This window comes from Variovorax sp. LG9.2 (assembly GCF_035018885.1).
In the GTDB taxonomy this organism is placed as follows: Bacteria; Pseudomonadota; Gammaproteobacteria; order Burkholderiales; family Burkholderiaceae_C; genus Variovorax.
Map to the genome: position 1 here is coordinate 97,970 of NZ_JASJXB010000017.1, position 11,902 is coordinate 109,871.

Genomic DNA, 11,902 nt, shown 5'->3' on the forward strand with positions numbered 1-11,902 from the left:
GCCTTTCAGTGCCGATCGCGACCGAGCGACCGCACTGCCGCCTGCAGCGCGAGGATACCCGGCTCGATCTGCCCGACATCGATCGATGACAGCCGGAGCCTGAAGTACGGACAAGGCCGTGGCGGCTGCGCGAAGAACACATCGCCGGGTTCGATCAGCACGCCGTAGTCGCGGGCCCGCAGCGGCAGTGCGCCGCCATCCATGCCGTCGGGCGTCTTGACCCATATCGACGCACCGCCCTGCGCTGGCGTGCAGGTGAATTCCGGGAGGTGCGCGGCGAGCGCCCGGGCCGCCACCTGCATGCGTTGCTGCAGCACCTGGTTCACGCGGCGCGCATGCGAGTCGTGATGGCCTAGCGACAAGAAGAGCGCGTAGGCGTGCTGCAAGAAAGCGCTGGGGTGACGCACCATCGCATGCCGCAACACGCGCAGCTCGCTCACCAGCTCCTTCTGCGCGACGATGTAGCCGAGCCGCAATGCGGGCGACAGGCTCTTGGACAGTGACCCGATGTAGATCACGCGGCCGGTCTTGTCGAGGCTCTTCAGCGCCGGCGTGGGGTCGCCGACATACAGGTTCTCGGCTTCGTAGTCGTCCTCGATGACGACGAAGTCCTGCAGCGCCGCCTTGCGCAACAGCCACTGGCGGCGCTCCAGGCTCAGCGTTGCCGTGGTCGGGCTCTGGTGCGACGGCGTGACGAACACGTAGTCGAGATCAGGCAACGCATCGACGACCAACCCTTGTTCGTCGACCGGAATGCCGATGAGCTGCGAGGTGCGCAAAGAGAAGGTGTTGCGCGCATGCGGGTAGCCGGGCTCTTCGAAGCCGACGCGGGTGCGCTGGTCGAACAGCGCTTCGGCGATCAAATAGAAGGCGTGCTGCGCGCCGACTGTCACCAAAATTTCTTCAGGCCGCGCGAACACGCCGCGCTTGGGCAACAGCCGCGTGCGGATCTGCTCGACCAGGTCGGGCATGTCGTCGGTCTCGAAGTCGGGCGTCCAGTTGGGCAACTGAGAGCGCGCCAGACTGCGCACGCAACACTCGCGGAAGTCTTCTGTGGGAAACAGCTGCGCATCGTGCGTGCCGTAGACGAAGGGGTAAGCGAAGTCCCGCCAGTGCGCCGGCTTCGACAGCGTGGGCATGTCGCGCAACGAGCGCAGCACGCGCTGCGACCATGCGGGCGGCGGGCCGGCCGATGCACCGCTCGCGCTGAAGGGGTCGACGATGCGGTCGGTCGCGGCGCCGATCGAAGCCGGCTTTGCGCCGGCCTTCACGAACACGCCGGAGCGCGGCCGCGATTCGAGATAACCCTCGTCCACCATCTGCTGGTACACGGCGGTCACGGTGTTGCGACTCAAGCCGAGTGCCAGTGCGAGGTCACGCGAAGAGGGCAACGCCGCGCCTTCGGCCAGGCTCCCGTCGAGGATCACCTGCACCACACGCAAGCGAAGCCGCGACTGCAACGGCAAGCCTGCATGACCGTCGAGCGCGAACAGCTGTGCCCACAGCGGGGCTGTCGACGGGGGCTTGATGGGAGTCATCGCACGCTCCTGGATGGTGCATGCGCGTCGCGTCTGGCTTTCACGATTGCGAGGGCCTGGCTCTATGGGGTAGTAGAGCCCGAGCTTAACCTCGTGATACCTAGCGAAAGCCCTGCATTGAAGGGGCCTTTCGCTGCCCCGACACCTTGCCAGGACGCCGCCTTGACCGCATTCGCTTCACCCCCCCTGCCCGCCACCGCACAACCCGTGACGGCGGCCATGCTCGAACAGTTTTCCGACGCGTGGAACCGTCACGACCTGCCGGTTCTGATGTCTTTCATGCACGCCGATTGCGTGTTCGAAACCGCCGCCGGCAGCGAAGCCTGGGGCGCGCGTCATCAGGGTCACGCAGCAGTCGCGGCGGCCTTCGAGTCGGCCTGGAAGAACTTCCCCGACGCGCAATGGCGCGACGGCAAACACGTCGTCATGGGCGACCGCGGCATGTCGGAGTGGACCTTTACCGGCACCGCCGCGGACGGCACGCGCAGTGAGTCCGGCGGCGTCGATGTGTTCACATTCAAGAACGGCAAGATCCTCGTCAAGAACGTCTTCCGCAAGGCCCGTCCCATGCTGCCCGCCTTGTCATGAGCATCGCCACGCCAAAGGAAATCTTCGCGCCCTACGACCCGGCGTACGACCCGCTGGTGTCCGACGGCCCCGGCCACAACCGCGATTACGCTCCGACCTACTGGGCCGCCACCGCAGGCCCGGCACCCGACGACGACGGCCCGGTGTCCGGCGACATCGATGCCGATGTGGTCATCATCGGTTCGGGCTTTACCGGCCTGGCGACCGCGCTGTTCCTCGCCAAGGAGCACGGCATCAAGGCAGTGGTGCTCGAAGCCAATCGCGTGGCCTGGGGCTGCACCAGCCGCAACGGCGGCCAGGGCCAGAACGCGAGCGGTCGCCTGTACCGCTCGCAATGGATCGAGCGCTGGGGACTGGAGACGGCACGCCGGCTCGACGCCGAGATCCGCTACGGCTTCGAGACCTTCAAGGACCTGGTCGCCAACGCCGATTGCGAGCCGCAACCGGGCGGCCATCTCTACATAGCGCACCGCGACAAGAAGATGGCGTTTTTGAAGAACGAGGCGCGCGTCATGCGCGACAAGTTCGGCTACGACACGCGCTTGCTGACCGCCAGCGAAGTGCGCGCCGAGTATTGCAACGATCACGAAGCGCACGGCGCTATGCATGAATCCGAAGGCATCTGCGTGCACCCGCTCAAGCTGGCCTACAGCTACATGAAGCGAGCGCGCGCCGTCGGCGCCAAAGTGCATCCGTCGAGCCCGGTCATCGGCTGGCAAACCATCGACGGCGTGCATCATCTGAAGACGCCGGGCGGCACGGTGCGTGCACGCGCGGTCGGTATCGCGACCGGTGCGTACACCGCGCCCGGCCTGCACCCGACGCTCACCAATCGCTACTTTCCGGTGCTGTCGAACTCGCTGGTGACGCGCCCGCTGACACCGTCGGAGCTGGCGGAGACCAACTTCCTCACGCGCGAAGCCATCACCGACACGCGCACGCTGCGCTTTTATTACCGGCTGCTGCCCGACAACCGCGTGCAGATCGGCAGCCGCAGTGCCATCACCGGTGCCGATGCCAGCGCGCCCGAACATTACGCGTTGCTGATCGACGGGCTGGCCCGCAAGTTCCCGCCGCTCAAGGGCATCCAGATCGACTATTCGTGGTGGGGCTGGGTCGACGTGGCGCACGACATGATGCCGCGCGTGGTGCAGCCCGACCCCAAGCAAAGCGTGTTCTACGCACTGGGCTACGGCGGCAACGGCGTGTCGTTCTCGGCGCATGCCGGTCGCCGCATGGCACAGCGCATGGCGGGTGAGCCCGACCCGGTGTTCGACCTGCCGATCTACGACAGCCCGCTGCAGTTTCCGGCGCAGGGCGAGTGGGCGGCACGCTTCCGGCGCTTTGGGCAAAGCATGTTGTACCGCTGGTACTACCTGCACGACGAAGTGCTCTAGCCGACCGCCCCGCCCGGCCACTGGCCCCAACGATTCACTGCCACTGGCTCCATCGTGCCCCTTACGATGGAACGCAACTTGCGCAGCCGCTTTCAGACTTCAGAGGAACTGTCATGACCCCCCGAAACTCACCCTCTGCGTGCTCCTGTCTGCCGCTTCGCTCGCTATGACTTTCGGCGTGCTGTCGCTGGCGCAGGCCGAAGACAGGAAGAAGGGCGGCACGCTCGTCATCGGCTCGACCCAGGCGCTGAAAGACGTGCCGGTGCTCGGCACCGTGATCGGTGGGCGCGTGCTGGGCTTGCCGAAGATCGATACCTCCAAGGCCGCATGAGCAACGAAACGACTCGCACCCAGGCCGGCCGCATTCCGCTCACCGTCATTGGCGGCTTTCTGGGCAGTGGCAAGACCACGCTGCTCAACCATCTGCTCAAGCACAACGACGGTCGCCGGCTCGCCGTGCTGGTCAACGACTTCGGCGCCATCAATGTCGACGCCGCGCTGGTCGTCTCGCGTGGCGCCGACACCATCAGCCTGCGGAACGGCTGCGTGTGCTGCCAGATCGGCGGCGACCTGACCGACGCACTGATCCGCGTCATCAGCAGCACACCGCCACCCGATGCCATCGTCATCGAAGCGAGCGGTGTGTCCGACCCCTGGCGCATCGCGCAGGTCGGGCTGTCGGACCCGGCACTGGCGCTCGACGGCGTGATCGTCATGGTGGATGCGACGTCGGTGCTCGCGCAGGCCGACGACCCGTTGCTTGGCGACACGGTGTTGCGCCAGCTGCGCGCCGCCGACCTGCTCGTGCTGAACAAATGCGACCGTGTCGACGAACTCGCCATGCAGCGCCTGCACGACTGGCTCGATGCCAACGCGCCCGACATCCCGCACTTCGAGACCCACTTCGCGCAAGTGCCGCTCGCCCTGCTCGGCGCACCGGGCTGGCCGCGGGACATGGAGGCGCCTGCGCAGGACGATGCCGGCCTGGCGCTGCACGGCGATCTCTTCGCGAGCTGGTCGAATTCGGCTGACGTTACCTACCACGCGGCCGCACTGCGCGAACTGCTGCGCGCCATGCCCAAGGGCGTGCTCCGGCTCAAAGGGGTGATCAGGACCGACCTGCACGGCTGGGCCGTTCTGCAATTTTCAGGTCGGCACGGATCGCTCCGGGCCTGGCCCCCAAGACAACCGTTGCCGATCGACGGCGCGGCCAGCGCCATCGTGGCCATCGGGCTGCGCGACCGACTCCCCACAGCAGCGCTCGCTCTCGCCTTGCACAAGGCAGTGAAGGCGCGGACCGAAGACGCGCCCGCTGCAGCGTCGCCTCTCCCTGAAAGCACCGACTGAACACCACCGCTACCGCACCCGCCCCGCTGATGGGCCGCGACCTGCTCGCTGCGCTCGGCGTGGTCGTTATCTGGGGCCTCAACTTCGTGGCGATGAAATATTCGTTGCGCGACTTCACCCCATTCCAGCTCGGCACCTTGCGCTACGTGTTCGCGGTGCTCCCGCTGATGCTGTTCGTCAAACGGCCGACGCTCTCGTGGCGCTGGCTGGTGCCCGCCGGGCTCGCGCAGTTCGGCCAGTTCGGCCTGCTGTTCGTGGCCTTGCAGATCGGCATGACGGCGGCGCTCGCGTCGGTGCTGATGCAGACGCAAGTGTTCTTCACGACCCTGCTCGGCGTCGTGCTGCTGCACGAGCGCCTGAGTGGCCCGCTGCGGGCCGGCCTGGCGTTGGCGGCGATCGGGCTCGGGTGCTTCGCGGCCAACTTCGTCGGCGGCGGCGCGACGGGCGGCATCACGCTGGCGAGCCTGGTGCTCAACCTCTTCGCCGCTGCGATGTGGGCGGCCTCCAACATCGTCGCACGCCGGGCGCAGCGCGCCAGTCCGGGCTACGACCCACTGCAGTTCGTCGTTTGGATGTCGGTGGTACCGATCCTGCCGTTCGCGCTCATGGCCTGGCTGTTCGATCCGCCGGCGTCACGCTGGCAATGGACGCACGCGAGCCTTGGCGCATGGGCCGGTGTCGCGTACCTGGGCTGGTTCGCGACCGTGGTGGCCTATGCGCTGTGGACCTCGCTGCTCAAGCGGCATCCGGCCAATCGCGTCGCGCCCTTCAGCCTCGGCGTGCCGATCATCGGCCTCGCGGCCGGCATGCTCACGCTCGGCGAACGGGTGTCGGCATGGCAGTGGGCCGGCAGCGGCTGCGTGGTGGCGGCGCTGGCGGTCGTGATGTTCGGCGGGCGGATGGCCGCGCGCTGGTATTCCTACCGGCGCGATTGACAGCAGATTGTTTATAGTTAAAGTATTTAGCTATAAACATTTTTTTGGTCGATCCATCTTGTCGGAGAGTTCATGTCCCGGTTCACCAAACCCACCTGCGCCGCCGCGTGATCGCACAGCGTCTCGCGAATCCGTGAAACCGACCCCGCCGTGACCGGCATCCTTCTCCTCGAACAGCTGCTGAACGGCCTGGGCTACGGCCTGATGCTGTTCCTCCTCGCAGCCGGGCTCACGCTGGTGTTCGGCATCATGGACGTGCTGAACCTGGCGCACGGCTCGCTCTTCATGGCCGGCGCCTACGTCGCAGCCGAGGCGCACACGCGCACCGGCTCGTTCGCGGCGGCGATCGTCATCGCGGTGCTGGTGACGGTGGTCGTCGCGCTGTTGCTCGAAGTGCTGTTGATGCGAAGGCTCTACCAGCGCGAACATCTGGCGCAGGTGCTCGCGACCTTCGGGGTGATCCTGGTGGCCGACGACATCGTCACGATGGTGTGGGGCCCGTCGCCGGTGATGGCACCGACGCCCGCTGCGCTGTCGGGGCCGATCGAAATCATTGCGGGGCTGCCCTACCCGTCTTACCGCCTCGTCATCCTGGCCGGCGGCATGCTCGTCGCGCTGGCGCTGTGGCTGCTGGTCAATCACACGCGCATCGGCATGCGGGTGCGCGCGGGCGCATCGGACCGGCCGATGGCCGAGCTGATGGGCGTGCGCGTCGGCCGCATCTTCAACGGCATCTTCTTGCTCGGTGCCGCTCTGGCCGCACTGTCCGGTGCGCTGATGGGGCCGATCGTCGCGGTGCAGGTCGGCATGGGCGAGCAGATTTTGATTCCGGCGCTGGTCGTGCTTGTCATCGGCGGCATCGGCTCCGTGCGTGGCGCGTTCGTCGCGGCGCTGCTGGTCGGTCTGGTCGACACCATTGGCCGGGCGTTTGTGCCGATGTTGCTGCGCGCCACCTTGCCACCGTCGACCGCGGCCGACCTCGGCCCGCTGTTCGCCGAAGTGGCGATGTACGCGCTGATGGTGATCGTGTTGATCTTCCGGCCCTCGGGCCTCTTCTCGGCCAGAGCATGACGCAGCGCAACACAACATCCACCGTCGTCATCGCGATCGTGTTCGTGCTGCTGGCCGCGTTTCCGCTGGTCGCGCCATTGCTCGGACTGGAGTTCTACATCGGCTTCGTGCGGCGCGTGCTGGTCGTCGCACTGGCCGCGGCGAGTCTGAACTTCATCCTCGGCTTCGGCGGCATGGTGGCGCTCGGGCATGCCGGCTTCATCGGCGTCGGCGCGTACACGGTGGTGGCGCTGAGCAATGCGGGCGTGATGTCGGCCTGGATCTTGTGGCCCGTCGCAGCCTTGGTCGCAGGCATCGTGGCGGCGCTGGTCGGCACCGTGGCGCTGCGCACGCGCGGCGTGTACTTCATCATGACCACGCTGGCCTTCGCGCAGATGCTGTATTTCGTCGTCGTCTCGCTGCGGCGCTATGGCGGTGACGACGGCTACACGCTGCCAGCGCGGCCGACCCTGTTGCCGGGCCTCGACCTGGCCGACGACTCGACCTTCTACTGGGTCGTGCTGGTGCTGGTGTCGCTCGCGCTGCTGTGGCTGCACCGCGCCACGCGCTCGCGCTTCGGCTATGCGCTGATGGGCATCAGAGACAACGAAACGCGCATGCGTGCGCTGGGCTATCCGGTGTTCCGGCTGCAGCTCGTCGCCTTCGCCATCGCGGGTGCCATCGCTGGCCTTGCCGGTGCGCTGCTGGCCGGGGGCAACGGCTTCGTCAGCCCGGCGACGATGCATTGGACGCAGTCGGCCACGTTGCTGGTGATGGTCGTCATCGGCGGGCTCGGGCGCAGCTGGGGCGGGCCGGTGGGCGCTGCGGTGTGGCTGCTGCTCGAAGAGGTTTTGAAGCAGTACACGGACCATTGGCATCTGCCGCTGGGGTTGCTGTTGATCGCTGTGGCTTTGTGGGCGCCGAAGGGGTTGGCGGCGTTGTACAGGCGCAGAAACTCCCTTACCCCCACCCTCACCCCGACCCTCTCCCCCGAGGGGAGAGGGGGTAACGCGTCATGAGCTTGTTTCGCATTGAAGGACTGGTCAAACGCTTCGGCGGACTGGTCGCGACCGACCATGTCAACCTGACGGTCGAGCGCGGTGAAGTGCATGCGCTGATCGGGCCGAACGGCGCCGGCAAGACCACGCTGGTCAACCTCATCACCGGCCTGCTGAAGTCCGATGGCGGGCGCATCCTGCTCGACGAAAAAGACATCACCCGGCTCACCGATCATCAGCGCGTGTCGGCCGGCATGTCGCGCTGCTTCCAGGTGACACGGGTGTTCGCCAAAGAGACGGTGCACGACAACCTGATGCTCGCAGCGCAGGCGCACGCCGGCAGCAGCCTGCGCTTCATGGCGCCACGTTCCAACGAAACCGCGCTGACGGAACGCGCCATCGCGCTGGCCGATCGCGTCGGGCTCGGTGCCGAGCGCGACCGCATCGCCGGCACCTTGCCGCATGGTGCGCAGCGGGCGCTCGACGTGGCGCTGGCACTCGCCGCAAATCCCAAGCTGCTGCTGCTCGACGAGCCGATAGCTGGCATGGGCCCGGACGAATCCGCGCGCATGGTGAGGCTCATCGACTCACTGCGCGCCGACATGGCGATCCTGCTCATTGAGCACGACATGGACGCGGTGTTCCGCCTGGCCGACCGGCTGACGGTGCTGGTGCAAGGCAAGGTGCTGATGACCGGCACGGCCGACGAAGTGCGCGGTCATCCGGATGTTCAGGCGGTGTATCTCGGCACCGAAGCGGAAGGGCATTCATGACCGACTCGATCTCCGGAACGACGCTGCTCGAAGGCAGCGCCATCGAAGCCGGCTACGGTGCGAGCCAGGTGCTGTTCGGCATCGATGTGACCGTGCGCGCCGGCGAGGTGCTGGCGCTGTTGGGCCGCAACGGCATGGGCAAGAGCACGCTGCTCAAGGTGCTCACCGGCACGCTCGCACCGCTGCGCGGCAGCGTGCGTTTCGACGGCGCCGAGATCGGCGGCACACGGCCCGACGCCATCGCGCGCCGCGGTATCGCCATCGTTCCGGAGGGGCGCCACGTGTTCCCCAACCTGAGCGTCGACGAGCACCTGCGCGCCTTCGCGCGTCCGCGTGCGACCGAATCGGGCCAGCAGGCGGGCGCGCCGCGCTGGACCATCGAGGCGCTCTACGGACTGTTTCCTCGCCTGGCCGAACGCAAGGGCAATGCCGGCAACCAGTTGTCGGGCGGCGAGCAGCAGATGCTGGCGATCGCGCGGGCGCTGTCGACCCATCCGCGCCTCCTGATCCTCGACGAAGCGACCGAAGGTCTCGCACCGGTCATCCGCGAGGAGATCTGGCGCTGCCTGGCGACGCTCAAGGCAGAAGGCGAGGCGATCCTCGTCGTCGACAAGTACGTGCAGCGCCTGCTGCCGCTGGCCGACCGGCACATCATCCTGGAGCGCGGGCGCGCAGTGTGGCAGGGCGATTCGGCAGCGCTCGATGCCGATCGTTCGCTGTGGGCGCGCTACCTGGGCGTGTAACGTCCGCCTCATGACCCGCATCGCACTCATCCACGCACTCGCCCATTCGGTCGCCCCGATCAACGACGCTTTCGTGCGCGACTGGCCCGAGGCGATCCGCATGAATCTGATGGACGACAGTCTCTCGGCCGACCTCGCGCGCAGTGCAAGCAGGCTGGACGATGCGATGCACCGGCGCTTCATGGCGCTCGGCGACTACGCCGTATCGACCGGCGCCGACGGCATCCTGTTCACCTGCTCGGCGTTCGGGCCCTGCATCGAAGCGGTCGCGGCACGGCATCCGGGCATCCCCGTTTTGAAGCCGAACGAGGCGATGGTCGCCAAAGCCCGGGCCGGCATAGGCAAGCTCGGGCTGATCGCCACCTTCGCCGCGACGCTGGTGTCGATGCCGCCCGAGTTCGGCCCCGATGTCGCGCTCGACACGGCCCTGGCCGAAGGCGCACTCGATGCGCTAGACGCCGGTGACGGGGCCCGCCACGACGCGCTCATCGCCGAGCAGGCGGCATGGCTGCGCGACAAGGGCTGCACCCGCATCGCGCTGGCGCAGTTCAGCATGGCGCGTGCCCGCGCGGCCTGCGAAGACGCGTCGGGCCTACCGGTGCTCACGACGGTCGACAGCGCCGTTGCCGCGCTGCGTGCGCGACTCTCCAACGCCCACTAAGAAGCCAAGCACCGCCCGGTTCTGACGTACAGCGGGGCGTATAAGCGTGGGTACAGACACCATGCGCCGACTGCGTTTTCTCACCGACCGCCACCGCTCGCCCGCCAGCAACAGAGCGCTCGGGTTGCTGCTCGCCTTCAACGCCGGCGCCATCAACGCAGGCGGTTTTCTGGTGCTGCACATGTACACCTCGCACATGACCGGCTTCGCGTCGCAGCTGGCCGACGGGCTGGTGCTGGGCAACACCGAGTTGTTTCTCAACGCGCTCGGCGCCGTGCTGGCATTCATGAGCGGCGCCGCCGTCTGCGCCATCCTGGTGAACTGGGGCCGGCAGCATCGTCTGCACAGCGTCTATGCGTTGCCCTTGCTGCTGGAAGCCGCGCTGCTGTTCCCCTTCGGACTGATGGGCGCCATCACACTGACCTGGTCGACACCTTTCGCGGTGCCGCTCACCGTGCTGCTGCTGGCTTTCATGATGGGCCTGCAGAACGCGGTGGCTTCCAAGACATCGGGCGGCAGCATCCGCACCACGCACATGACCGGCAACATCACCGACCTGGGCATGGAGCTGGGCAAGATGCTGTACTGGAACCGGCGCAGCCACCATGCCGCTTCTGCCGTGCACTACGACCGGCCCCGCATGGTCACGGCGGGTGGACTGATCGGCATGTTCGTGCTGGGCGGAACGGTCGGCGCATTGGGCTTCAAGTACGTCGGCTTCGTCTGCGTGGTTCCGCTGGCGGTGATGCTGCTGGCGTTGTCGCTGCCGCCGCTCTTTCGCGATGTGCCGCGGTCGCCGGTGCTGTCGCGCTTGCTGGGGCGTGTGGGCCGGCGTCCGCCGGTGCGCACGACACGCAAGCCGCACGCCGATTCCGAGTCCCGCGGGCCCTGAGCCTTGTGGCCGCCTCTTGAGGCGGCCGTTTCAAGCCGCTGGTTCAACCCGCGACTGGCACCCTTCCGGCTTCAAGACAGGTCAGCCGACCGGTGTGCCGGCATCGACCACGCGCAACATTCCTTCTTGCGCGACTGACGCCACCAGCCGGCCGTCGCGCGAAAAGATCTCGCCGCGGCACAGGCCGCGGGCCCCGCCGCCGCTCGGCGAATCGATGGCGTAGAGCAACCAGTCGTCGAGCCGGAAATCGCGATGGAACCACATCGCATGGTCGAGGCTGGCCGGGCGAAGGCGACCCTGCATGAAGCTCAGGCCGTGCGGCAGGAGCGCGGCGCGCAGCAGGCCGTGGTCGGACGCATAGGCCAGCAGCGCGCAGTGCAGGGCCGGGTCGTCGGGCAGCTCCGTGAGCGCACGCATCCACACCAGCGCTTCGGCCGGTCGCAGCTCGGGCGTCAGCAGGTCCGGCGCATCGACGGTGCGGAACTCGATCGGCCGCTCCAGCAAGAACTTGTCGTTCATGCCGGCCGGTGCGCGGTTGCCGAGGGCGCGCCGCAGCTCGGCATCGCTCACCAGCGTTTCGGGGGCCGGTGCTTCAGGCATCGTCAGCTGGTGCGAAAAGGCACCCGGCTCGACAGTCTGGAACGACGCCATCATGGTGAAGATGGTGCGGCCCTTCTGCTGCGCGACGACCCGCCGGGTGGTGAAGCTGCGCCCGTCGCGCACGCGGTCGACCAGATATTCGATCGATTCGTTTTTGTCGCCCGGCAGCAGAAAGTACGCGTGCAGCGAGTGCACCGGTCGATCTGCCCCGACGGTGCGGCAGGCCGCCATCAGCGACTGGCCGAGCACCTGGCCACCGAAGACGCGCGGCGTGCCGATGTCTTCGCTCTGGCCGATGAAGCGGTCGGCATCGATCTGCTCGAGCCGCAGCAGCGTGACGAGGTCGGCAACCAGGCGGGCGGGGTCGACCGGGGGAGCGA

General features: G+C 67.3%; 13 protein-coding genes. 11 read left to right on the forward strand and 2 right to left on the reverse strand.

Translation table 11 applies throughout. The features are described 5' to 3' along the window. Window positions 1–5 precede the first annotated feature (5 nt). Window positions 6–1,538, reverse strand: coding sequence for a PLP-dependent aminotransferase family protein (locus QN413_RS17640; protein ID WP_323497868.1), 1,533 nt, complete (start codon window positions 1,536–1,538; stop codon window positions 6–8). Window positions 1,539–1,757: 219 nt separating this feature from the next. Here QN413_RS17640 and QN413_RS17645 point away from each other — a divergent pair, with 219 nt between their 5' ends. The 11 genes from QN413_RS17645 (at window position 1,758) to QN413_RS17695 (ending at window position 10,922) form a co-directional block, all read left to right on the forward strand. Beyond that, a complete protein-coding gene (locus tag QN413_RS17645; protein WP_323497882.1) occupies window positions 1,758–2,126 on the forward strand; it encodes a nuclear transport factor 2 family protein in 369 nt (122 codons plus the stop codon). Continuing rightward, window positions 2,123–3,523, forward strand: a complete 1,401-nt coding sequence (locus tag QN413_RS17650) for an FAD-dependent oxidoreductase (RefSeq protein WP_323497869.1) — start codon at window positions 2,123–2,125, stop codon at window positions 3,521–3,523. The genes QN413_RS17645 and QN413_RS17650 overlap by 4 nt, the downstream gene beginning before the upstream one ends. Window positions 3,524–3,689: 166 nt before the next feature. Further along, entirely contained in the window at window positions 3,690–3,854 is a 165-nt protein-coding gene (locus QN413_RS17655) for a hypothetical protein (protein ID WP_323497870.1), read from the forward strand. Then, window positions 3,851–4,870, forward strand: a complete 1,020-nt coding sequence (locus tag QN413_RS17660) for a CobW family GTP-binding protein (RefSeq protein WP_323497871.1) — start codon at window positions 3,851–3,853, stop codon at window positions 4,868–4,870. Before QN413_RS17655 ends, QN413_RS17660 begins: the two co-directional genes overlap by 4 nt. Before the next feature lie 29 nt (window positions 4,871–4,899). Further along, window positions 4,900–5,805, forward strand: coding sequence for an EamA family transporter (locus QN413_RS17665; RefSeq protein WP_323497872.1), 906 nt, complete (start codon window positions 4,900–4,902; stop codon window positions 5,803–5,805). A gap of 150 nt (window positions 5,806–5,955) precedes the next feature. After that, a complete protein-coding gene (locus tag QN413_RS17670) occupies window positions 5,956–6,876 on the forward strand; it encodes a branched-chain amino acid ABC transporter permease (RefSeq protein ID WP_323497874.1) in 921 nt (306 codons plus the stop codon). Continuing rightward, window positions 6,873–7,874: a branched-chain amino acid ABC transporter permease gene (locus QN413_RS17675; protein WP_323497875.1), complete on the forward strand. Its 1,002-nt coding sequence runs from the start codon at window positions 6,873–6,875 to the stop codon at window positions 7,872–7,874. Before QN413_RS17670 ends, QN413_RS17675 begins: the two co-directional genes overlap by 4 nt. Next, window positions 7,871–8,626, forward strand: coding sequence for an ABC transporter ATP-binding protein (locus tag QN413_RS17680; protein ID WP_323497876.1), 756 nt, complete (start codon window positions 7,871–7,873; stop codon window positions 8,624–8,626). Before QN413_RS17675 ends, QN413_RS17680 begins: the two co-directional genes overlap by 4 nt. A gap of 23 nt (window positions 8,627–8,649) precedes the next feature. Next, a complete protein-coding gene (locus tag QN413_RS17685) occupies window positions 8,650–9,369 on the forward strand; it encodes an ABC transporter ATP-binding protein (RefSeq protein WP_323497883.1) in 720 nt (239 codons plus the stop codon). Between the two features lie 10 nt (window positions 9,370–9,379). Then, window positions 9,380–10,030, forward strand: a complete 651-nt coding sequence (locus QN413_RS17690; protein ID WP_323497877.1) for an aspartate/glutamate racemase family protein — start codon at window positions 9,380–9,382, stop codon at window positions 10,028–10,030. A gap of 61 nt (window positions 10,031–10,091) precedes the next feature. Further along, on the forward strand, window positions 10,092–10,922 hold the full coding sequence (locus QN413_RS17695) for a YoaK family protein (protein WP_323497878.1): 831 nt from the start codon (window positions 10,092–10,094) through the stop codon (window positions 10,920–10,922). Between the two features lie 81 nt (window positions 10,923–11,003). On the opposite strand, the gene tesB is transcribed toward QN413_RS17695, so the two are convergent. Next, a complete protein-coding gene (tesB, locus tag QN413_RS17700) occupies window positions 11,004–11,876 on the reverse strand; it encodes an acyl-CoA thioesterase II (RefSeq protein ID WP_323497884.1) in 873 nt (290 codons plus the stop codon). Between the last annotated feature and the right edge of the window lie 26 nt (window positions 11,877–11,902).

Bases quoted from the DNA above. Each gene is read 5' to 3' on its own strand.
- QN413_RS17675 (WP_323497875.1), top strand. From the start codon at position 6,873: ATGACGCAGCGCAACACAACATCCACCGTCGTCATCGCGATCGTGTTC.
- QN413_RS17650 (WP_323497869.1), top strand. From the start codon at position 2,123: ATGAGCATCGCCACGCCAAAGGAAATCTTCGCGCCCTACGACCCGGCG.
- QN413_RS17640 (WP_323497868.1), bottom strand. From the start codon at position 1,538: ATGACTCCCATCAAGCCCCCGTCGACAGCCCCGCTGTGGGCACAGCTG.
- QN413_RS17665 (WP_323497872.1), top strand. From the start codon at position 4,900: ATGGGCCGCGACCTGCTCGCTGCGCTCGGCGTGGTCGTTATCTGGGGC.
- QN413_RS17680 (WP_323497876.1), top strand. From the start codon at position 7,871: ATGAGCTTGTTTCGCATTGAAGGACTGGTCAAACGCTTCGGCGGACTG.
- QN413_RS17645 (WP_323497882.1), top strand. From the start codon at position 1,758: ATGCTCGAACAGTTTTCCGACGCGTGGAACCGTCACGACCTGCCGGTT.
- QN413_RS17695 (WP_323497878.1), top strand. From the start codon at position 10,092: ATGCGCCGACTGCGTTTTCTCACCGACCGCCACCGCTCGCCCGCCAGC.
- QN413_RS17690 (WP_323497877.1), top strand. From the start codon at position 9,380: ATGACCCGCATCGCACTCATCCACGCACTCGCCCATTCGGTCGCCCCG.
- QN413_RS17660 (WP_323497871.1), top strand. From the start codon at position 3,851: ATGAGCAACGAAACGACTCGCACCCAGGCCGGCCGCATTCCGCTCACC.
- QN413_RS17655 (WP_323497870.1), top strand. From the start codon at position 3,690: ATGACTTTCGGCGTGCTGTCGCTGGCGCAGGCCGAAGACAGGAAGAAG.